Consider the following 20351-nt stretch of genomic DNA (forward strand, 5'->3'; position numbering starts at 1 on the left):
TTGGTGGTCGTCCTTGTGCCCGAAGTACCCACGGCACCGGGCACTAAGCTGGCGAAGTGCCGACCGACTCCCCAGCTGCCGCCGTACCGAGACCGCTCAAGCTAGCCGCGGCTGTGGTCGCTGCGGAAGGGCTTGTGCTCATCGTTCTTGGAATTGCCGAGGCATTTACGATCCACGGCGACCGTCTGGTGCTCGGTCTGACCACGGCGGCGTTCTTCATCGCGTACGGCGCGGGCCTCGGATTCGTCGCCCGTGGGCTGTTCCGGGCGTCGACCTGGAGCCGGGGGCCGGCCGTGTTCGCGCAGCTGATCCAACTGCTGGTCGCCTACAGCTTCTGGGGTGGGTCCACCAAGGCCGTCGCGATCGCGCTGGCGGTGGCGGCCGTCGGCGTCCTGGTCTGCTTGTTCCAGAAGGCGTCCACGGAGGCCCTGGCCGACAACCCGGCCAAGGACCACCCGGTCCTGTAGGGCGTTTACTCCTTCAGCAGGCCGGTCCGCAGCTCGGTGAGGGTGCGGGCCAGCAGCCGGGAGACGTGCATCTGGGAGATGCCGATCTCCTCGGCGATCTGCGACTGCGTCATGCCGCGGAAGAAGCGCAGCGTCAGGATCCGCTTCTCCCGGGTGTCCAGCTGGGCCAAGAGCGGTTTCAGGGACTCCCGGTACTCGACGCTCTCCAAGGCTTCGTCCTCGCCGCCGAGCCCGTCCAGGACCGTGGTGGCGTCCGCTTCGTTCTGCTCGGGGGCGTCCAGGGACAACGTGTTGTAAGCGTTGGCGGACTCGAGGCCCTCGATCACCAGGTCCGGCGACAGGCCCAGCCGCTCGGACAACTCGGCCACTGTCGGCGCCCGGCCCAGCTGCTGGGTCAGCTCGGCCGTCGCGGCGGTCAGCGACAGCCGCAGCTCCTGCAGCCGCCGCGGCACGCGGATCGCCCAGCCCTTGTCCCGGAAGTACCGCTTGATCTCGCCGAGGATCGTCGGCGTCGCGTACGTCGAGAACTCCACCCCGCGGTCGGAATCGAAGCGATCGATCGCTTTGATCAGCCCGATCGTCGCCACCTGCACGAGGTCGTCGTACGGCTCGCCCCGGTTCCGGAAGCGGCGGGCCAGGTGCTCCACCAGCGGCATGTGCAGCGCGACCAGGCCGTCCCGGGCCGCGGTGCGCCCCGGCGTACCGGCACCGGCGGCAGCCATCGCGCGGAAAAGCTGGGCGGTCCGGGTGCGGAGATCCGGAGTTTCCTGGGGCTCGCCCAGGGTCTGGTCGTCGGTCACGCGTTCTCCGCGGCGGTGGCGGTTGCCGTCACGGTGATCGTGAGTCGGTCGTCGATCATCTCGGCGGCCACGGACTCGACCAATGCGGTCAGCACGGTCCAGCCGAACGAACTGGTGTCCGGACGCCAGCCGTCCGGTACCAGGGCGCTCGTCCGCACGGTGATCTGCGGAGGGTCGATCTCGAAGACGCAGTCCAGCACACCGTCGGCCGCCTGCGGCAGCAGCAGCGCGCACGCCTCGTCGACGGCGATCCGCAGATCGTCGATCGCGTCCACGGTGAAGTCGTTGCGAGCAGCCAGGTTTCCGACCACCGATCGCGGTACGGCGATGTAGGCACTGTCCGCCGGAATGCTCAGGCGGACCTCGGCGGATCGTCCGGTGCTGCTCACGCTGCCTCCCTCGTGTCCGGCGCGGCCGATCGGCCCACCACGCCGTACATCATCCAACCTGAAGGCCTTCGATGCACGACGAGCGGGTCCGTCGGAAGGTCATGGGGGCCTCCCGCCCTGGACTGAGGAGCGCAGCGACCGGAGCGACGAGGGAAGGGCGGGAGCCAAGGCCCCATGACCACGCCGAGCCGGAGGCGAGGCCAAAGCACTGTTACGGGTGTTCGTGTTCTGAGCGGAGGCGGGCCAGGAAGGCCTGCGTCCGCGAGTGCTGCGGGTTTCCGATCACGTCCTTGGGTGGCCCGGCCTCGACCACCACGCCGCCGTCCATGAAGACGACGGTGTCGGCGACCTCCCGGGCGAACGACATCTCGTGGGTCACCACGATCATCGTCATCCCGTCCAGCGCCAGCTCGCGCATCACCGCGAGCACCTCGCCGACCAGCTCCGGGTCGAGTGCCGAGGTCGGCTCGTCGAACAGCATCAGCTTCGGCTGCATCGCCAGCGCCCGGGCGATCGCGATCCGCTGCTGCTGACCGCCGGACAGCTGCGCGGGGTAGACGTTGCAGCGGTCCGCGAGCCCGACCCGGTCGAGCAGCTTCATCGCCCGCTCCCGGGCGGACTTCTTCGACTCACCCTTCACCTGGGTGGGCGCCTCGATGATGTTCTCCAGCGCGGTCTTGTGCGGGAAGAGGTTGAACCGCTGGAAGACCATGCCGATCTCGCGCCGCTGGGCCGCGATCTCCTTGTTCTTCAGGCGATACAGCTTCCCGCCACGGTCGGCGTACCCCATCAGGTCGCCGTCCACCCAGATCCGGCCGCCGTCGATCGTCTCGAGCTGGTTGATGCAGCGCAGGAACGTCGTCTTGCCCGAGCCGGACGGCCCGAGCAGGCAGACCACCTGACCGCGGTCGACGTCGAGGTCGATGCCCTTCAGTACTTCGATGTGGTGGAAGGACTTGGTCACGTTGACCGCGTGGACCAGGGGTTGCGCCGAAGGTGTGGCCGTCTCGGCGGCCGCCGCTTCAGTCATCACGCACCTCCCGCGCCGGCCGGGCGGGCGGCCCGCGGCGCCTTGGTTCCGAAGCCCCGGCCGAAGTGCCGCTCGAGGAAGTACTGGCCGACCATCAGCACACTGGTCGCGGCCAGGTAGTACAGCGTCGCGGCGACCGCGATCGGGAACGTCTTGTAGTACGTGCTTCCGATCGACTGCAGCTGGTAGAACAGCTCGCCGATCACCGGTACGGCGAGCAGCAGCGAGGTGTCCTTCAGCATCGCGATGGTCTCGTTGCCGGTCGGCGGCACGATCACCCGCATCGCCTGCGGCAGCACCACGCGCCGCATCACCTTGCCGCTGCCCATCCCGAGCGCCTCGGCGGCCTCGGCCTGGCCCTTGTCCACGCTCATGATCCCGGCCCGGGCGATCTCGGCCATGTATGCCGCCTCGGACAACCCGAGCCCGATCACACCGGCGATCAGGCCGGTGAAGACCTGGTTGGCGTCCAGGTTCAGGAACCGCCAGTCACCGGACAACCCGAGCCAGTCGATGATCTTGTAGTCGAACGGGATCCCGAACGAGATGCCCGCCGGGAACAGCACTCCGAGCGTGCCCATGGTGAACAGCAGCAGGTACCGCGGGACGCTCCGGAAGAACCAGGTGAAGGCCCAGGACACCCCGGCCAGGATCGGGTTGTCGGACAGCCGCATCACGGCCAGCAGGACACCGCCGGACACGCCGACGATCATCGACAGCACGGTGACCAGCAAGGTGCCTTTGATGAAGCCGTTGATCACCGGCTGCTGGTTCATCGCCTGGAAGACGAAGCGCCAGTCGAAGGCCTTGTTGGTCACCAGCAGGTGGATCAGCATCGCCAACAGGACCGCGATCACGGCGATGGCGACCCACCGCCCGGGATGCCGGACCGGTACGGCGTCGATCGCGCCCGGCCGGTCGGCATCCTCGGCGGCCGGGCGCGTTTCGGTGTCAGTGCTCATCCACGTCCTCGCTTCGCTCCGGGCGCGGATGAGACACGAGATGCGCTGTGCTCGATGATGAGCTCGCTTCGCTCCCTCATGGTCAGCTCACGGGTTCACGGCGAAGTCGGTGATCGCACCCGTGTCGTTGTTCCACTTCTGCAGAGTGCTCTTGTACGTGCCGTCGGTGTTCAGCGACTTCAGCGCGTCGGCGATCGCCTGCGCGAACGCGGTCTCCGCCTTCGGGACGACATAGCCGTACGGCGCGGCGTCGTAGATCTCACCGAGCTGCTCGAGCTTGTCGCCGGTCTGCTGGATGGCGTACGCCACGATCGGGGAGTCGGCCAGCATCGCGTCGGCCTTGCCGGCGACCAGGTCCGAGTTCGCCTGGTCCTGCTTGTCGCGGACGACGAGCTTGATCTCGGGCTTGCCCTCGGCCTTGCACTTCGCCTGCCGCTTCGGCAGGTCCTCCTCGAGCTGCACCGTGCCCTTCTGCACCGCGACGGTCTTGCCGCACGCGTCGTCGGCGTTCACGCCCTTGGGGTTGCCCTTCGCGGTGGCCCACAGCGTGCCGGCGTTGAAGTAGCTGACCATGTTGACCTGCTGCTTGCGCTGGTCGTTGATCGTGAACGACGAGACGCCGATGTCGTACTTGCCACCCTGGACACCGGTGATGATCGTGTCGAAGCCGGCCGGCTGCCACTCGACCGTGACGCCGAACTTCTTCGCCACCGCGTCGAACAGGTCGACATCCCACCCGACGACCTTCGTGCCGCCCTGCAGGAACTCGTTCGGCGGGTAGCTGGCGTCGACGCCGACGACGATCTTGCCGGCCGACTTGATCTTGGCCGGCAGGGCGTTGCTCAGGCTGGGGTCCGCACTCACCGGGGCGCTGGAGGGTGCGCTGGCCGGGGCGCTGGTCGAAGACCCACCTTCGAGCGAGCTCGAACCGCAACCGGCGGCGGCGAGAACCAGAACGCCCGACAGTACGAGCGTCCTTCGCAGAACAGACATCTGTTCCTCCAAACCCGGGCACCGATCGATCCCGGCGCCATGTGTCCGCATCTTGACACAGCCGCATGCCTAGGACGCACGGACCAACGCGGAATGGAGACCTTTTCGTAGTCGTTGCGGCCGTCACGCGTGCGGCCCGTCGATGGCCCGGACACGCAGCGTGACGACGAACGGCGTTCAGGTCGTCGGCTCGACGTGGGTCGGGTCGAGGACGCGGCGGAGGAAGGTGCGGGTGCGCTCTTCCCTGGGATCGCCGATGACCTCGGCGGGTGGGCCCTGCTCGACGATGACGCCGCCGTCCATGAAGACGACGCGGTCCGCGACCTCGCGGGCGAACGCCATCTCGTGGGTGACCACGAGCATCGTCATCCCGTCCAGGGCCAGCTTGCGCATGACCGTGAGTACGTCGCCGACGAGCTCCGGGTCGAGCGCCGAGGTCGGCTCGTCGAACAGCATCAGCGCCGGGTCCATCGACAGCGCGCGGGCGATCGCGACCCGTTGCTGCTGACCACCGGACAGCTGGGCCGGATACGCGGACATCTTGTCGGTCAGGCCGACCCGTTCCAGGTTTGCCCGGGCGACCCGGTCCGCGTCGGCCGGGCTGCGCTTCAGCACGGTCCGCTGGGCGATCGTGCAGTTGGCCAGGGCGGTCAGGTGCGGGAAGAGGTTGAACTGCTGGAACACGATCCCGATCTGCTGCCGGGCCGCGTCCAGGTGGCAGTCCGGGTCGGTGATGTCCTCACCGCGGACGATCACCTGCCCCTCCTGCGGCTGCTCGAGCAGGTTCACGCACCGCAGCAGCGTCGACTTGCCCGAACCGGACGGCCCGATCACACAGACGACCTCGCCCTGCTCGACGGTGAAGTCGATGCCGCGCAGGACGTGGTTGCTGCCGAAGGATTTGTGCAGGTTCTTGATCTCGACGAGTGCCACTAGCGTGCCTTCGCTGCTCGGGCCTCGAGCCGGCGGACCAGGATGCCGAGCGGGAGGGTGATGATCAGGTAACAGAAGCCGGCCGTGATCAGCGGCGTCAGGTTCGACTCGCTGTTGGCCAGCTCGCGGCCGAACCCGGTCAGCTCGTTCCCGCTGGTCGACACCCCGATGATGAACACCAGCGAGGAGTCCTTCACCAGCAGGATCAGGTCGTTGGCCAGCGGCGGGAGAACGATCCGGAACGCCTGTGGCAGCACGATCTTCCGCATCGCCAGCCCGGCCGGCATGCCGAGCGAGCGGGCCGCCTCGATCTGCCCTCGAGGCACCGCCTGGATGCCGGCCCGGATCACCTCGGCCATGTACGCCGCCGCGACGATCCCGAGCGCCAGCCAGACCACGCCGTACGGATCGAGCGGGACGGTCATGCCCTCGAACGCCAACGGCAGCAGGCTGAACGCGATGAACACCACGATCGCCGGCAGTCCCCGGAAGAACTCGATGTACGCCGTCGCCAGCCAGCGGTACGGCCCGACCGAACTGAGCCGCATCAGGGCCAGCACGGTGCCCGCCACCAGACCGATGACGAACGCACCGGCGGTGTACTCGATGGTCTTCAGCAGCGCCTGCGGCAGACCCTCGGTGAGCGCGGTCTTGATCAGCGCGGGCCGGAAGAAGACGTCGCCGATCTGCTTCCAGTCGGCCGCGAAGATCGCGACCAGCACCAGGACGATCAGAACGGCGTACTGAACGATCCGCCACCGCTGGGCCCGCTGCCGGGGGCTGAGCCCCGGCCGGCGGACCACGGTGGTCTGTTCGGGCGCGCTCACTTCTTCGGCTCGGTCTTGAACCACTTCTTGTAGATCTCGTTGTAGCTGCCGTCGGACTTCGCCTTGGTCAGCAGCTCGTTGAACTTCTCGACGAGCTTGGTGCCGCTCGGGTCGTTCTTCTTCGCGGCGAAGCCGTACTGCTCACCGGTGTCGAACTCGGCGACCACGGCGGTGTCCTGGTTCTCCGACACGAACGGGTACAGCACGCCGTTGTCGTTGATGCCCGCCTCGACCCGGCCGGACTTCACGTTGTTGGTCTGCAGGGTCAGGTCGTCGAACGTGACCACCTCGTACCCGTTCTCGGCCTTGTGCGCGTTCGCGTAGTCCTTGCCGGTGGTGTCGGCCTGGACGCCGACCTTCTTGCCCTTCAGGTCCGCCAGCGTCTTGTACGGCGAGTCCTTCTTCACCAGCAGCACCTGGGTCGCGTCCATGTACGGATCCGTGATCGCGAGCGCCTTCTGCCGGTCCTCGCGGATCGTCATCGCACCCATGCCCATGTCGCACTTCTTCGCCGCGAAGGCCGCGCCCGAGGTGATCTGGGACCACTCGATGTTGACCACCTCCTGCTCGATGCCGAGGTCCTTGGCGACCAGGTCGAGCAGGTCCACGTCGAAGCCGACCACCTTGCCGCCGTCCTTGTACTGGAACGGCTTGTACGGCAGGTGGGTGCAGACGGTCAGCTTGCCGGGTTTCACCAGCGTGATGCCGGCCGCGGCGGCCTTGTCGCCGGAGGTGTCACCGCCCTTGTCGTCGCTGCCGCAGGCGGTCACCGCGAGCGCGAGGACGGCGGCCGATACGGCGGCCACGGTCCGGCGACGGGGGCGGAGGGTGGAGACGATGTTCATCGCGAATTCTCCTCGGCGTGGTGGGGAAAACCGCATCCTGGCACAGCCGCCGGTCCTTGGTCCGGATGTGGGACCCCTCACAGCAGACCAGTAGCCTGTGTGGTTTACTGCTACGCACGGGCGATCCCCTGCTTTTGAACACTTATCCCCAGTTTTCGCGAAAGGGCTCTGATGGTCGCCCAGCCATTTTCACCTGAGGTTTCCGACCCATTTGCCGGTGACGCCGTCTTCGAGTTGCACCGCGGCGGCAAGATCGAGGTCACGTCCTCGATCCACGTCCGCGACGCCGACGACCTGTCCAAGGCCTATACCCCCGGCGTCGCCCGGGTCTGCACCGCGATCGCCGAGGACCCGTCCCTGGTCCGCCGCTACACCTGGACGTCCAACGTGGTTGCGGTCGTCACCGACGGCACCGCGGTCCTCGGCCTCGGCGACATCGGGCCGTCCGCATCGCTGCCGGTGATGGAAGGCAAGGCCCTGCTGTTCAAGGAGTTCGGCGGCGTCGACTCGGTGCCGATCGCCCTGGACTGCACCGACGTGGACGAGTTCGTCGAGACTGTCGCCCGGATGGCGCCGTCGTTCGGCGGGATCAACCTGGAGGACATCTCCGCGCCGCGCTGCTTCGAGATCGAGCGCCGGCTGAAGGAGCGGCTCGACATCCCGGTGTTCCACGACGACCAGCACGGTACGGCGGTCGTCGTACTCGCGGCGCTGCGGAACGCGCTGCGGGTCACGGGCAAGTCGATCAGTGACATCCGTGTGGTGATCTCTGGAGCCGGAGCGGCTGGGGTCGCGTGTGCTCGAATCCTTTTGCAGGCGGGGGTTGGCGACCTGGCGGTCGTCGACAGCAAGGGTGTGCTGCACGAGGACCGCGCCGATCTGAACCCGGTCAAGCTGTCGCTGGCGCGCGACACCAACACCGGCGGGCTCTCGGGCCGTCTGGTCGATGCGCTCGAGGGCGCTGACCTGTTCCTCGGTGTGTCCGGCGGGACCGTGCCCGAGGAAGCGATCGCGCGGATGGCCGATGACGCGATGATCTTCGCGCTGGCGAACCCGAACCCCGAGGTGCACCCGGCCATCGCGCACCGGCACGCCGCCGTCGTCGCGACCGGTCGCTCGGACTTCCCGAACCAGATCAACAACGTCCTCGCGTTCCCCGGCATCTTCCGCGGTGCGTTCGACGCCAATGCGTCCCGCATCACCGAAGGCATGAAACTGGCCGCCGCGGACGCCCTGGCAGGCCTGATCGCCGAGGCCGACCTCCGCCCCGACTACATCATCCCGTCCCCCTTCGACGAGCGCGTAGCCCCCGCGGTCGCGGGCGCAGTCGCCGCCGCGGCCCACACCGAAGGCGTAGCCCGCGCCTGACGCACGGCTCCGCCCCGCTCACCACCGCACCCTCCGCCCCGCTCACCACCGCACCCTGGCCGTTCCGTCTTCCATCACCGCACCCGCGCGCAGCGCGGGTGCGGTGATGTCGGTTACTGAGCAGTCGGCGCTCCGGGCCTAAGGTGGTTCGCATGCTTGCTGCTTATGCCGCCAAGTTCGACGCCGAGGACCCGATCGCCGCGCTGGAGGTGGGGGAGCGGCCCGAACCGACGGTGCCCGAGGGATGGGTGACGATCGACGTGCGGGCGACGGCGCTCAACCACCACGACCTCTGGTCGCTCAAGGGGGTCGGGTTGGCCGAGCAGAGCCTGCCGATGATCCTCGGCTGCGACGCGGCCGGCGTCGACCCGGACGGGAACGAGGTCGTCGTGCACGCGGTGATCTCGGACCCGGCCTGGAAGGGCGACGAGACACTGGACCCGAAGCGGTCGCTGCTGAGTGAGCGCTACCAGGGCACGTTGGCGGAGAAGGTCGCCGTACCGGCGCGGAACGTCGTACCGAAGCCGGCTGGGTTGAGTTTCGAGCAGGCCGCGTGCCTGCCGACCGCGTGGCTCACGGCGTACCGGATGTTGTTCACGCAGTCGGGGCTGAAGCCGGGCGACACCGTGCTGGTGCAGGGCGCGGGCGGTGGTGTGGCGACCGCGCTGATCACGTTGGCGCGGGCCGCGGGGATCCGGGTGTGGGCGACCAGCCGGGATGACGCCAAGCGGGCAAAGGCGCTGGAGATCGGGGCGCACGACGCGTTCGAGTCCGGCGCGCGGTTGCCGGAGCGGGTCGACGCGGTGATGGAGACCGTCGGCCAGGCGACCTGGTCGCACTCGCTGAAGTCGCTGAAGCAGGGCGGCACCCTGGTGATCTCCGGCGCGACCAGCGGCCAGGCGCCGAAGTCGGCCGAGCTGAACCGGATCTTCTTCCTGCAACTGCGGGTCCAGGGCTCGACGATGGGCACCCGCGCCGAGCTCGCCGAACTCGTCCAGTTCATGGCGAACGCCGGCATCTCACCGCACATCGACTCCGTCATGCCGCTGGCAGACGCCCGCAAGGGCTTCGCGAAGATGAACGAAGGCGACGTCTTCGGCAAGATCGTCTTTACTGTCTGACGTGGAAAAGCCAGAGATCAGGCCCGCCGGGGTCGAGGATGCCGAGGCCGGCGCGTGGTGTCACCGGCAGTGCTGGCTCGAGGCGTACGCCGACCTCGTGGACCCGGTGAAGCTGGCCGAGCGGACCGCTGACATCGACACCCGGATCGAGCGGTGGACGACCGCGGCCAAAGAAGGCCGGCCGCGCTGGGTCGCCCTGAACCCGGATCCCGGCGCACCGATGCGGGACCGGGTGGTCGGGTTCATCGCGATCCGTCCCACCCAGGACGAGGACGCGCCGGTACCGCTCGAGGTGCAGGCGATCTACACCCGGAAGGCCTGGTGGGGGACCGGACTCGGCAGCCGCCTGATGGAGGTTGCCGTGGGCAAGCAGCCGGCCAGCCTCTGGGTGCTCGACGGGAACGAGCGCGCACAGGCGTTCTACCGCCACAAGGGTTTCGTCGCCGACGGCACGGTCGCCGACGAGCCGTTCTTCGACGTCACCGAACTCCGCATGGTCCGCCGATAACACCAGTGTCAACGGCACTCTTGTGACACCAACGGCGTATGACGTTTCATGGCTGAAACATTGGCGTCGCACCTGGGCAACGAGAGCGGTCCAGTCTGGTCCTACCGCGAGACACCCCCGCGGGTTCGATCCGCCCGATCGATGAGGAGCAGGAGTGCCCATGAGGCCGACCTTGACGGTGATCGCCGACCCCGCCGACCGCTGGATGACCAAGGCCGCCTGCGTCGGCCAGGCGCCGGCGTACGACGAGACGGCCAGTCAGTGGGAGCAGCGCAAGGCGCAGGCTCTGTGCCTGACGTCCTGCCCGGTGATCGAGGAATGCCGCGAGTGGGCCCGCCGGACCAAGTTCACCGGCACCGCGGCCGGTGAGAAGTTCCTGTACGGGCGCCGTCGTGGCCGCCCGGGTCCCCAGGAGCGCCGCCGTACCCCGATGGTCGAGGAGCAGCAGGCCAGCTAGGTCGTGGCTCAGACGTTGATGAGCTCGTCGGCGCGCTCTGCGTCGGCGGGCTTTTCTGTCGGCCGGAACGGCGACGTCAACGTTGGAATGAGGTACTGCCGGTTGCGGACGGCCGCGATGATCGCCAGCACCAGGTAGATCGCACTCAGCACATACCGCCCGGTCTGACCCGGTACGGCGAACTGGACCGCGAACAGACCGACGAGCGTCCAGGCCGCCCACCGCGGGAAGCGCAGACTCAGCAGCACGGCGATCCCGAGCAGCGTCTGCGTCGCGGTCAGCAGGAACTCCTCGATCTGGCGTCCGTCCAGGTGCAGTGCGAGCGGTCCGCCGCCGATGCCGTACGCGATCGGGAGGCTGCCGATCAGCAGGGTCCACTGGTTTACCTTGGCCGAGATGAGCAGGCCCAGTGCGGCCGCGCCCTTGCCCCGCCAGGCGAACAGCAGCGCGACGATGAACTCCGGCGCCTCCGAGGCCAGCGGCGCCAGCCACTGAACCAGCAGGAACTGGTCGATCCCGAGCGCGTGGCCGCTCGCGACCAGCGAGTCCGCGAACGGCTCGGCCGACGCCAGGATCACGCCCGCCGCGCCGAGGAACATCCCGATCACGGTGACCCGTCGCTGGACCGTCGGCAGTCCGCCGATCGTCGCGGCCGGTCCAATCAGGTCCGGCTCGTCGTCGTGCTCGGACACAGCGGCCCGGTACAGGTAGTAGGCGAAGAACGCGAGCAGCAGGATGCCGAGCACCAGGTGGATCTCGCCGGTCACCGGGATGACGAAGGCGACCACACCGGCGACCGCGAGAAAGCCGAGCTCGCGGCGGTAACCGGACTCCAGCACCAGCGTCTTGATCGACTGCCCGCTCCGCCGGGAGGCGACGTACAGGCTGAGCAGGACGACGCTGGACCAGCCGAGGCCGAGGAGCAGCCGGTTCGAGCCGGTCATGTTCGCCGCGGCGAACTGCACGTAGTCGGGATTCGAGCCGGCCGTGTGCGCGAAGTAGAGGTCGACGGCGTACTCGGGGAGGACGGCGATCACTGCGAGCAGCGCGATCGCCAGGCCGCCCGAGATGTCCACCTCGGCGGCTTCCGCGGCCCAGGCCAGCACGAAGGACGCGGCGACGACGGCGAGACCGAAGATCAGCATCGACGCCAGGGCCGGCGGATGCGTTCCGGTGAGCCGGAGGGCGACCGCGGGGATCGCCACCACGAGCAGCACCAGGACGGGGCGGAGGGCTCGGAACATGGTTCCAGCCTGCCACCGTTTTGATACTTTCGCAATTGCGAAAGTGTGAGACCGTGCTCACCACGGCACGGCGGGCTGTCCGCGGACCGGTCCACCGGTCACAATGACTGCGCGATGACGACACCGTTTCCCGAACCCACGAAGGCGCAGCTGGACTCCGCCGCCGGCACGTTCGCCATGCTGTCCGCCCCGGTGCGGCTGCATCTGGTCTCTTTGGCGGCCCAGGGCGAGTACGACGTCGGCACACTGGCCGAGCGGGTGGGCGTGAGCATCGCCACCGCCAGCCAGCACCTCGGCAAGCTCCGGCTGGCCGGCATCATCACCGCCCGCCGCGAGGGCCGCCGCCACATCTACACCGTCGACGACCCGCACGTCCTCAACCTCGTCGACCAGATCTTCGAACACATCGCCCCCGACGGCACCCTGGCCCCCGACCCACCCCGCCGCACCCACCCACCCCACACCGACTAGACGAAGCACAATGCCCTCCACCGGAAGGACGGCGGAGGGCATGTGTCTGTCTGTTGGAAGGGGCTAGTCGTCTTCGTCGTCGAGGCGGGCCAGCCAGGTGGCGAAGCGTTCGATGGGGGTTTCGAAGTCGGGGTTGAGGTCTACGAACTCGCGGAGGCGTTCGGCGACCCAGGCCAGCGTGACGTCTTCCCCGCCACGCCGGCCCTCGAGTTCCTCGATCCCTCGGTCGGTGAAGTACACGTCAGCTGAAGGCCTGCTTCAGGAGCGTGGCCTGCTCGGTGCCGTGGACGCCGTGCGAGCCGACCGCCGGGGCGGACATGGCCGGCCGGGAGACCCGGTAGAACGGCTTGCCGCCGAGGTGCTCGGTCAGGTTCAGCGCCATGAACGGCCACGGGCCCTGGTTCGCGGGCTCGTCCTGGACCCAGCGGATCTCGGTCGCGTTCGGGTACTTCGCCAGTTCGGCGACGACCTCTTCGGCCGGCAGCGGGTAGAGCTGCTCGACCCGCAGGATCGCCGTGCTGATCTTGTCCGGCTCGACCTTCTTGCGCTCGGCCAGCAGGTCGTACACGATCCGGCCCGACGCCAGGATGACCCGCTCGACGGTCGCCGGGTTCTCCTCGGCCACCGTGTCGCTGATCACCGGCCGGAAGGTGCCGTGGGTCAGCTCCTCCGGCTGCGAGACCGCCTCCTTGCGCCGCAGCAGCTGCTTCGGCGTGAAGACGATCATCGGGGTGTGCTCCTCGCCGAGCGTGTGCCGGCGCAGCAGGTGGAAGTACGACGCCGGGGTCGACGGCTGCGCGACGGTCATCGCGTTCTCCGCGCAGAGCTGGAGGAACCGCTCGATCCGGGCCGACGTGTGGTCCGGGCCCTGGCCCTCGTAGCCGTGCGGCAGCAGCAGCACGACACCGGACTTCTGGCCCCACTTCGCCTCACCGGACGAGATGTACTCGTCGATGACCGACTGGGCACCGTTGACGAAGTCGCCGAACTGCGCCTCCCACAGCGTCAGCGCCTCCGGCCGCGCCACGGAGTACCCGTACTCGAAGCCGAGGGCGGCGTACTCGCTCAGCAGCGAGTCGTAGACGTAGAAGTTCGCCTGGTTCTCGTCCAGGTTCTGCAGCGGGACGTAGTCCTGGCCGTTGACCCGGTCGATGACAGCGGCGAACCGCTGGACGAACGTGCCGCGGCGGCTGTCCTGGCCGGCCAGCCGGACCGGCCGTCCGGCCAGCAGCAGCGAGCCGAAGGCGGTGATCTCTGCGCTGGCCCAGTCGATCGGGCCCTCGGTGATCGCGTGCGCCCGGCGCTGCAGCTGCGGCATCACCTTCGGGTGCACGGTGAAGCCTTCCGGCAGCGTGGTGTGCGCGTCGGCGATCTTCTTCAGCACCTCGGGCGTGGTCGCGGTCGCGTCCGGGCCCTCCGGCTTGTCCGGGTAGACCGGCCGCGTCACGTACGGCGCGGGGGTGTCCGGCTGGTTCTTCGCCTCGCGGACCTCGGCGAAGACCCGCTCGAGCCGGTGCTGGAAGTCCTGCATGGCCTGCTCGGCCTCTTCGATCGTGATGTCGCCACGACCGATCAGCGCCTCGGTGTAGAGCTTGCGGACGGACCGCTTCTGCTCGATCAGGTCGTACATCAGCGGCTGGGTGAAGCTCGGGTCGTCACCCTCGTTGTGACCGCGCCGGCGGTAGCAGACCAGGTCGATGACGACGTCCTTGTTGAACGCCTGCCGGTACTCGAAGGCCAGGTCGGCGACCCGGATGCAGGCCTCGGGGTCGTCGCCGTTCACGTGGAAGATCGGCGCTTGGACCATCCGGGCCACGTCGGTGGAGTACATCGACGAGCGGGACGACGCCGGTGAGGTGGTGAAGCCGACCTGGTTGTTCACGATCACGTGGATCGTGCCGCCGGTGCGGTAGCCGCGCAGCTGAGACAGGTTCAGCGTCTCTGCCACCACGCCCTGGCCGGCGAAGGCCGCGTCACCGTGTACGAGCAACGGCAGCACCGGGAAGGCGACACCGCGGTCCAGGAGGTCCTGCTTGGCCCGGACGATGCCCTCCAGCACCGGGTCGACGGTCTCCAGATGGGACGGGTTCGCGGCCACCGAGACCTTGATCTTGTCGCCGAACTCGGAGACGAACTCGCCCTCGGCGCCCAGGTGGTACTTGACGTCACCGGAGCCCTGCACGGTCCGCGGGTCGATGTTGCCCTCGAACTCGCGGAAGATCTGGCCGTACGACTTGCCGACGATGTTGGCCAGCACGTTCAGCCGGCCGCGGTGCGCCATGCCGATCGCGACCTCGTCCAGACCGGCGCCGGCGGCCTCCTCGCAGAGCTCGTCGAGCAGCGGGATGGTGGTCTCGGCACCTTCCAGCGAGAACCGGCGCTGGCCGACGTACTTGGTCTGCAGGAAGGTCTCGAACGCCTCGGCCTCGTTCAGCTTGGCCAGGATCCGCAGCTGCTCCTCGCGCGGCGGCTTGGTGTGCGGCCGCTCCACCCGCTCCTGGATCCACTTGCGCTGCTCGGGGTCCTGGATGTGCATGTACTCGACACCGGTGGTCCGGCAGTACGAGTCGCGCAGGATGCCGAGGATCTCGCGCAGTTTCATGAACCGCCGGTCGCCGCCGCCGAACGAGCCGGTGGCGAACTCGCGGTCCAGGTCCCACAGCGTCAGGCCGTGAGTGGCCACGTCCAGGTCCGGGTGGCTGCGCTGCTTGTACTCCAGCGGGTCGGTGTCGGCCATGATGTGGCCGCGCACCCGGTAGGCGTGGATCATCTCGAGGATGCGCGCCTGCTTGGAGACGTCCTCCTCGTGGCTGTGCGGGAGGTCGGCGGCCCAGCGGATCGGCTCGTACGGAATCCGCAGCGACTGGAAGATCTCGTCGTAGAAGCCCTCCGCACCGAGCAGCAGCTGGTGCAGGCGGCGCAGGTACTCACCCGACTGGGCGCCCTGGATGATCCGGTGGTCGTAGGTCGAGGTCAGCGTCATCACCTTGCTGACCGCGAGCTTGGCCATCGTCTCGTCGGCCGCGCCCTGGTACTCCGGCGGGTACTCCATCGCGCCGACGCCGATGATCGTGCCCTGGCCGGTCATCAGCCGCGGCACCGAGTGCTGGGTGCCGATGGTGCCGGGGTTGGTCAGGCTGATCGTGGTGCCCTGGAAGTCGGGCAGCGCCAGCTTGTTGTCCCGGGCCCGCCGGACGATGTCCTCGTAGGCCATCCAGAAGTCGGCGAACGTCATCGTCTCGGCGGCCTTGATCGACGGCACCAGCAGCTGCCGGGTGCCGTCCGGCTTCTGCATGTCGATGGCCAGGCCGAGGTTGATGTGGGCCGGCTGGACGTGCGTCGGCTTGCCGTCGGTCTCGTCGTACGACGCGTTCATCTCGGGCAGCGTCTTGAGGGCCTTCACCAGCGCCCAGCCGATCAGGTGGGTGAAGGAGACCTTGCCGCCACGGGCGCGCTTGAGGTGGTTGTTGATGACGATGCGGTTGTCGATCAGCAGCTTGACCGGGACCTGGCGGACGCTGGTCGCGGTGGGGACCGTGAGGCTGGTCTCCATGTTCTGCGCCGTCCGCGCGGGCGCGCCGCGCAGGATCTTCCGCTCGGTGTCCGTGCTGGTCTCGGGAGCCGGCTTCGGCTGCACGCTGGGCGGCTGGTTCACCTTGCCTCCGGTGGGGGCGGCGCTGGTCGGGGCCGGCGCCGCTTTCGCTGCAGGTTGGTTCTGCGGTACGGCGGCCTGCGCGCCGGCCGGCGGTGTTGCGGCAGCCGCGGCCGGAGCGGCGGCTGCGGGGGCAGCGGCCGTGGCCGCGGCGGCGGGCTGGCTCGAGGCGGGCGCGGACGCTGCCGTGCCGCGGCTCGGCGCCTCGGGGGTCTTGTTGTCGGACACCGGGTCGGGCCGGGGAGCGTCGGCCGGGGTGGTAGTCACCGGCTTCGCGTCACCTGGCTGATAGGTCTTGAAGAAGTCGAGCCACGCCGGATCCACCGAATTCGGGTCCTGCTGGTACTTCTCGTACAGCTCGTCGACGAGCCATTCGTTCGCACCGAAGGCTGCTAGGGGATTTGTGTCTGATGGCTCGGTGGCCACTGGGCAGTTCGCCTCTTCCGATCGGGTCCGGTACCGCGGTTGTTGATCCTGATGTTATGGGTGGTGTCCCAAGCAAAGGCTAATAGCACGCCGACGACTTCCACAGCCCGGGATCACCGGACCAGTGCGTCGGGTGGTCAGGCTCCCGGGACTTGATCGATCGAGGCCTGAAACACTGTGCAGGCAGGTGTTTCAGCTCACCGGCCGGCCTCTCACTCCTCCTTCGCGCGGTGAGGGGCCGACGCAACTGCGGTACGCCTTGCAGAGGTGGGATTTCGCCGCCCGCCGAGGTGACGCTGAGTAGGGCGGTTCGAGCGTGGTTGCCCACTGTATGCAGTTGTCCACTCGCCGCCGGTGATGATCACGACTGCGCAGAAATGTGGTCAACGTCACCCTCCGGATCAGTCCAGTTGGCGGCGATTGGTCTCTACCGGTTGCTCAGCCGCCGGACCAGCTTGAGGCCGGACCAGGTGCCGTCGATCGCGCACACCTTCACGTCGACCACCCCGAGCGGCAGCGCCAGCTCGCGGATCCCGTTCTCGTCCAGGTCGGTCGGTACGCCGGACGACCGCTTCGGCCAGGCGACCCAGATCATCCCGGCCGTGGTCGTCTTCTCGAGCAGAACGGGTAGGCGGGTGGTCAGCCGGGCCCGGTCCGGACAGAACGCCAGCACCACGTCGTACGGCGTACGTCCGGCCCGGCGGGCCACGTTCGTACCGGCCGGCAGGCCCTCGATGGCGAAGCCGGCCGGCGAGTTGTCCAGGAGTACCGCGTACTCCGCCTTGATCCCGAGCTTGGCGGCCAGCGGTTTGCCCGAGTAGCCCGGTGTCGCCGTCATGTCTCGGATGCTAGCTCCCGGCTGTGGTGCTCGATGAGCTCTCGCTCGCGGTGTGCTGGATCGGGTGAAGCGGCTGTGTGCCGTTGGCGAGCTCCCGCGGCTGGTGCGGTGGCGCTACCTGAGCCAGGGGACTCGGTGGCCGGACCTGATCGAGGCCGGGGTGCTGGTGAGGTCATTGTGTGCGGCAACAGGTCTGCAATGCGCGCGGGCCCGAACCTTCCTGGCCGCTCCGCGTGCAGATCGACAGGAGGTGTCGGGTGATCGTGGCCGGACTTGAGCGTGGAGGCGAGTGCGAAAGGCGCTGGCTGGGCGATACGTCCTGTTCTTATGCACGGCTGGCGGCATACTGACCAGATGGCGTTGACGGATGAGGCGATCGTCAAGATCAAAGGGATGATCACCTCGGGGGAATTGGGTCCAGGGGATCGACTGCCCAAAGAAGCGGATCTCGCGGCACGGCTCGGCCTGTCGCGGAACTCGCTGCGGGAGGCGGTCAAGGCGCTGACGCTGGTGAACGTGCTGGACGTCAAGCACGGCGACGGTACGTACGTCACGAGCCTCGACTCGGCGCACCTGATGGACGCGCTGAGCTTCATGGTCGACCTGCATCGTGACGACTCGGTCCTGCAGTTCTTCGAGGTCCGGAGGCTGCTCGAGCCCGGGGTCGCCGCGCTGGCCGCCGTACGGATCAGCAAGGAGCAGGTGACCGAGCTGCGGCTGCTGTGCAGCGATCTCACGCCGGACGCGGAGGTGGAGGAGCTGGTCGCGAACGACCTGCAGTTCCACCGCGGGATCGCCGAGGCGACCGGGAACCAGGTCGTCTGCTCGCTGCTCGACGGCATCTCCGGTGCGACCCAGCGGGCCCGGATCTGGCGCGGCGTCACCCAGGCCGGCGCGGTCGAGCGGACGCTGTCCGAGCACGCCGCGATCCTGGACGCGATCGAGATCGGCGACGCCGAGGCGGCCCGCGCCTGGATGACCGCCCACATCGCCGGCGTCGAAACCTGGCTCCGCAAGGCACCATGAGGTAGCCCGGTGGTATGGCCTTCGAACCGGAGCCGCCGCGCAGTGCCCTGACACTGCGGCTGGTACTCGCGGTCTTCGGCGTGCTCCTGTGGATCGCGGCGGCGGTGCTGTCCGCCGTCTACGACCTGCCCGTCGGGTGGGTGATCGCGTTCGCCGCGCTCGCGGTGGTCGCCCTGGTCGACCTCGTGATCGTTGCCTGGCGCAAGCGTCAGGAAAAGAGTTGAACCCGGCCGGGAGTGCGACCTACTCTTGGTGACGTCCCATTCCCGACGTCAGGGGTCCGCGTTGTAACTCCGAGGTTCTCTTTCTGCCGCTGATCGCCACCTGTTCTGGTGTGCGGTCTCGTCCGAGACCTCGTCTGGAGTGCACGCCGATGAGTTTTTCCCTGTCCTGTACGGACCTCTACTTCGCCTGGCCGGACGGCGACGTCCTGTTCGACGGGCTCAGCTTCGTCGCCGGCCCGGTCCGATCCGGTCTCGTCGGCCGCAACGGTGCCGGCAAGTCGACGCTGCTCCGGCTCATCGCCGGCCGGCTCACCCCGCAGCGCGGCGCGATCCGGGTGGCCGGCGAGCTCGGGTACCTGCCCCAGGACCTGACCCTCGACACCTCCCTGCGGGTCGACCAGGCGCTCGGCATCGAGGCCGTCCGCCGGGCGATCGTCGCGATCGAGTCCGGTGACGCCTCGGAGGAGAACTTCGCGATCGTCGGCGACGAGTGGGACGTCGACGAACGAGCCGAGGCCCTGCTCGGCAAGCTCGGGCTCGGCGCGATCGGCCTCGACCGCAACGTCGGCGAGCTGTCCGGCGGCGAGACGATCCTGCTCGGCCTGGCCGCCGAGCTGCTGCGGCGTCCCGACGTACTGCTGCTCGACGAGCCGACCAACAACCTCGACCTGCGGGCCCGGCGGCACCTGTACGACGCCGTCGAACAGTTTCGTGGTGCGTTGCTGATCGTCAGCCACGACCGGGAGTTGCTGGACCGGGTCGACCAGATCGGCGATCTGCGCAAGGGCGAAGTCACCTGGTACGGCGGCAACCTGACCGCCTACGAGGAGGCGGTCGCCGTCGAGCAGGAGGCCGCCGAGCGGATGATGCGCGCGGCCGAAGCGGATGTCCGGAAGCAGAAGCGCGACCTGGTCGAGGCGCGGATGAAGATGGACCAGCGCCGGGCCCGTGGGCAGCGGGCGTTCGAGCAGGGCGGCATCCCGAAGATCATCGCGGGCGGGCTGAAGCGGTCCGCCCAGGTGTCGGCCGGGAAGCACCTCGGCATGCAGAGCGAGCGGCTCGAGTCGGCACAGGAGGCACTGGCCGATGCGGAGGCGATGGTCCACGACGACGACGCGATCCGCGTCGACCTGCCGAAGACCGCCGTACCGCCGGGCCGGATCGTCCTGCGGCTGGAGGACCACATCCTGCGCACCGGGGCGCGCGTCGACCTGGAGATCCGGGGGCCGGAGCGGATCGCCTTGACCGGGCCGAACGGAGCGGGCAAGACGACGCTGCTGCAATCGATCACGGATGGCTCGCTGCCGGTGGTGCCGTTCCGGTACCTGCCGCAGCGGCTCGATCTGCTCCGCGACGACCTGTCGATCGTGGACAACCTGGGGGTGCTGGCGCCGAGCACCGAGAACCAGGAGCGGCGGTCGCGGCTGGCCAGGTTCCTGTTCCGTGGGCGGGCGGCCGATCAGCTGGTCAGCACGTTGTCGGGTGGCGAGCGGTTCCGGGCGACATTGGCGGCGCTGTTGCTGGCCGAACCGCCGCCGCAGTTGCTGATGCTGGACGAGCCGACCAACAACCTCGACCTGGCCAGCGTCGCGCAGCTGCGTGATGCGCTCGCGTCGTACAACGGTGCGCTGGTGATCGCCAGTCACGACGTGCCGTTCCTGCGCGAGATCGGCATCACGCGCTGGGTCGAGCTGACGCCGGAGACGCTCACGGACATCGAGCCGCTGTAGATCCTCGCCCCACGCCCCGTCATCCCGGTTGGGATGGCGG

The 20351-nt window shown here is 68.5% G+C and carries 21 protein-coding genes; 9 read left to right on the top strand and 12 right to left on the bottom strand.

Translation table 11 applies throughout. From position 1 onward, the window contains the following. Window positions 1–56 precede the first annotated feature (56 nt). Window positions 57–467 carry a hypothetical protein gene (locus ACZ3HV_RS15170; RefSeq protein ID WP_360365297.1) on the top strand — a complete coding sequence of 137 codons (411 nt, stop codon included), beginning with the start codon at window positions 57–59 and terminating at the stop codon, window positions 465–467. Window positions 468–472: 5 nt separating this feature from the next. Here the strand turns inward: ACZ3HV_RS15170 and ACZ3HV_RS15175 are convergent, their stop codons facing one another. The 8 genes from ACZ3HV_RS15175 to ACZ3HV_RS15210 form a co-directional block, all read right to left on the bottom strand. Continuing rightward, complete coding sequence (locus ACZ3HV_RS15175) at window positions 473–1267, bottom strand: RNA polymerase sigma factor SigF (protein ID WP_465684627.1); 795 nt, start codon at window positions 1265–1267, stop codon at window positions 473–475. Continuing rightward, a complete protein-coding gene (locus ACZ3HV_RS15180; protein WP_360365301.1) occupies window positions 1264–1656 on the bottom strand; it encodes an ATP-binding protein in 393 nt (130 codons plus the stop codon). Before ACZ3HV_RS15180 ends, ACZ3HV_RS15175 begins: the two co-directional genes overlap by 4 nt. Before the next feature lie 211 nt (window positions 1657–1867). Next, window positions 1868–2638 carry an amino acid ABC transporter ATP-binding protein gene (locus ACZ3HV_RS15185; RefSeq protein ID WP_465684770.1) on the bottom strand — a complete coding sequence of 257 codons (771 nt, stop codon included), beginning with the start codon at window positions 2636–2638 and terminating at the stop codon, window positions 1868–1870. A 47-nt stretch (window positions 2639–2685) separates the two neighbouring features. Continuing rightward, window positions 2686–3648 carry an amino acid ABC transporter permease gene (locus tag ACZ3HV_RS15190; protein WP_465684630.1) on the bottom strand — a complete coding sequence of 321 codons (963 nt, stop codon included), beginning with the start codon at window positions 3646–3648 and terminating at the stop codon, window positions 2686–2688. An 87-nt stretch (window positions 3649–3735) separates the two neighbouring features. Continuing rightward, window positions 3736–4641 (bottom strand): ABC transporter substrate-binding protein, encoded by a 906-nt coding sequence (locus ACZ3HV_RS15195; RefSeq protein ID WP_465684632.1) that lies wholly within the window; start codon window positions 4639–4641, stop codon window positions 3736–3738. Between the two features lie 177 nt (window positions 4642–4818). Continuing rightward, a complete protein-coding gene (locus ACZ3HV_RS15200) occupies window positions 4819–5574 on the bottom strand; it encodes an amino acid ABC transporter ATP-binding protein (RefSeq protein ID WP_465684634.1) in 756 nt (251 codons plus the stop codon). Beyond that, window positions 5574–6401 (bottom strand): amino acid ABC transporter permease, encoded by an 828-nt coding sequence (locus ACZ3HV_RS15205; RefSeq protein WP_465684636.1) that lies wholly within the window; start codon window positions 6399–6401, stop codon window positions 5574–5576. Before ACZ3HV_RS15205 ends, ACZ3HV_RS15200 begins: the two co-directional genes overlap by 1 nt. Then, window positions 6398–7246: an ABC transporter substrate-binding protein gene (locus ACZ3HV_RS15210; protein ID WP_465684638.1), complete on the bottom strand. Its 849-nt coding sequence runs from the start codon at window positions 7244–7246 to the stop codon at window positions 6398–6400. The genes ACZ3HV_RS15205 and ACZ3HV_RS15210 overlap by 4 nt, the downstream gene beginning before the upstream one ends. A gap of 171 nt (window positions 7247–7417) precedes the next feature. On the opposite strand from ACZ3HV_RS15210, the gene ACZ3HV_RS15215 reads away from it, so the two are divergent. From ACZ3HV_RS15215 to ACZ3HV_RS15230, 4 genes are all read left to right on the top strand, one after another. Continuing rightward, complete coding sequence (locus tag ACZ3HV_RS15215) at window positions 7418–8614, top strand: NAD(P)-dependent malic enzyme (protein ID WP_465684640.1); 1197 nt, start codon at window positions 7418–7420, stop codon at window positions 8612–8614. Window positions 8615–8766: 152 nt separating this feature from the next. Further along, window positions 8767–9735 carry a zinc-binding dehydrogenase gene (locus ACZ3HV_RS15220; RefSeq protein ID WP_465684642.1) on the top strand — a complete coding sequence of 323 codons (969 nt, stop codon included), beginning with the start codon at window positions 8767–8769 and terminating at the stop codon, window positions 9733–9735. A gap of 1 nt (window position 9736) precedes the next feature. Continuing rightward, on the top strand, window positions 9737–10243 hold the full coding sequence (locus ACZ3HV_RS15225) for a GNAT family N-acetyltransferase (RefSeq protein ID WP_465684644.1): 507 nt from the start codon (window positions 9737–9739) through the stop codon (window positions 10241–10243). Between the two features lie 160 nt (window positions 10244–10403). Then, window positions 10404–10700 carry a WhiB family transcriptional regulator gene (locus ACZ3HV_RS15230; RefSeq protein ID WP_360365320.1) on the top strand — a complete coding sequence of 99 codons (297 nt, stop codon included), beginning with the start codon at window positions 10404–10406 and terminating at the stop codon, window positions 10698–10700. 8 nt (window positions 10701–10708) lie between these two features. On the opposite strand, the gene ACZ3HV_RS15235 is transcribed toward ACZ3HV_RS15230, so the two are convergent. Next, a complete protein-coding gene (locus tag ACZ3HV_RS15235) occupies window positions 10709–11944 on the bottom strand; it encodes a sodium:proton exchanger (protein WP_465684647.1) in 1236 nt (411 codons plus the stop codon). Window positions 11945–12058: 114 nt separating this feature from the next. On the opposite strand from ACZ3HV_RS15235, the gene ACZ3HV_RS15240 reads away from it, so the two are divergent. After that, a complete protein-coding gene (locus ACZ3HV_RS15240; protein ID WP_465684649.1) occupies window positions 12059–12415 on the top strand; it encodes an ArsR/SmtB family transcription factor in 357 nt (118 codons plus the stop codon). A gap of 63 nt (window positions 12416–12478) precedes the next feature. On the opposite strand, the gene ACZ3HV_RS15245 is transcribed toward ACZ3HV_RS15240, so the two are convergent. The 3 genes from ACZ3HV_RS15245 to ACZ3HV_RS15255 all read right to left on the bottom strand — a co-directional run bounded on the left by ACZ3HV_RS15245 (window position 12479) and on the right by ACZ3HV_RS15255 (window position 17331). Then, window positions 12479–12655, bottom strand: a complete 177-nt coding sequence (locus tag ACZ3HV_RS15245) for a DUF6104 family protein (protein WP_465684651.1) — start codon at window positions 12653–12655, stop codon at window positions 12479–12481. Between the two features lies 1 nt (window position 12656). Further along, complete coding sequence (locus ACZ3HV_RS15250) at window positions 12657–16493, bottom strand: multifunctional oxoglutarate decarboxylase/oxoglutarate dehydrogenase thiamine pyrophosphate-binding subunit/dihydrolipoyllysine-residue succinyltransferase subunit (protein WP_465684653.1); 3837 nt, start codon at window positions 16491–16493, stop codon at window positions 12657–12659. Window positions 16494–16920: 427 nt separating this feature from the next. Further along, window positions 16921–17331, bottom strand: a complete 411-nt coding sequence (locus ACZ3HV_RS15255) for a DUF3052 domain-containing protein (protein WP_465684655.1) — start codon at window positions 17329–17331, stop codon at window positions 16921–16923. A gap of 354 nt (window positions 17332–17685) precedes the next feature. Between ACZ3HV_RS15255 and ACZ3HV_RS15260 the strand changes: the two genes are divergently transcribed. From ACZ3HV_RS15260 to ACZ3HV_RS15270, 3 genes are all read left to right on the top strand, one after another. Then, window positions 17686–18357, top strand: coding sequence for a FadR/GntR family transcriptional regulator (locus ACZ3HV_RS15260; protein WP_465684657.1), 672 nt, complete (start codon window positions 17686–17688; stop codon window positions 18355–18357). A gap of 14 nt (window positions 18358–18371) precedes the next feature. Further along, a complete protein-coding gene (locus tag ACZ3HV_RS15265) occupies window positions 18372–18581 on the top strand; it encodes a DUF6343 family protein (RefSeq protein ID WP_360365335.1) in 210 nt (69 codons plus the stop codon). 149 nt (window positions 18582–18730) lie between these two features. Continuing rightward, window positions 18731–20311 (top strand): ABC-F family ATP-binding cassette domain-containing protein, encoded by a 1581-nt coding sequence (locus ACZ3HV_RS15270; protein WP_465684660.1) that lies wholly within the window; start codon window positions 18731–18733, stop codon window positions 20309–20311. Window positions 20312–20351 lie beyond the last annotated feature (40 nt).

It is taken from the genome of Kribbella sp. NPDC020701 (assembly GCF_055562215.1).

Coding starts and splice junctions, on each gene's coding strand:
- ACZ3HV_RS15270 (WP_465684660.1), top strand. CDS start 18,731: ATGAGTTTTTCCCTGTCCTGTACGGACCTCTACTTCGCCTGGCCGGAC.
- ACZ3HV_RS15220 (WP_465684642.1), top strand. CDS start 8,767: ATGCTTGCTGCTTATGCCGCCAAGTTCGACGCCGAGGACCCGATCGCC.
- ACZ3HV_RS15190 (WP_465684630.1), bottom strand. CDS start 3,648: ATGAGCACTGACACCGAAACGCGCCCGGCCGCCGAGGATGCCGACCGG.
- ACZ3HV_RS15255 (WP_465684655.1), bottom strand. CDS start 17,331: ATGACGGCGACACCGGGCTACTCGGGCAAACCGCTGGCCGCCAAGCTC.
- ACZ3HV_RS15235 (WP_465684647.1), bottom strand. CDS start 11,944: ATGTTCCGAGCCCTCCGCCCCGTCCTGGTGCTGCTCGTGGTGGCGATC.
- ACZ3HV_RS15230 (WP_360365320.1), top strand. CDS start 10,404: ATGAGGCCGACCTTGACGGTGATCGCCGACCCCGCCGACCGCTGGATG.
- ACZ3HV_RS15265 (WP_360365335.1), top strand. CDS start 18,372: ATGGCCTTCGAACCGGAGCCGCCGCGCAGTGCCCTGACACTGCGGCTG.
- ACZ3HV_RS15210 (WP_465684638.1), bottom strand. CDS start 7,246: ATGAACATCGTCTCCACCCTCCGCCCCCGTCGCCGGACCGTGGCCGCC.
- ACZ3HV_RS15240 (WP_465684649.1), top strand. CDS start 12,059: ATGACGACACCGTTTCCCGAACCCACGAAGGCGCAGCTGGACTCCGCC.
- ACZ3HV_RS15215 (WP_465684640.1), top strand. CDS start 7,418: ATGGTCGCCCAGCCATTTTCACCTGAGGTTTCCGACCCATTTGCCGGT.
- ACZ3HV_RS15195 (WP_465684632.1), bottom strand. CDS start 4,641: ATGTCTGTTCTGCGAAGGACGCTCGTACTGTCGGGCGTTCTGGTTCTC.
- ACZ3HV_RS15260 (WP_465684657.1), top strand. CDS start 17,686: ATGGCGTTGACGGATGAGGCGATCGTCAAGATCAAAGGGATGATCACC.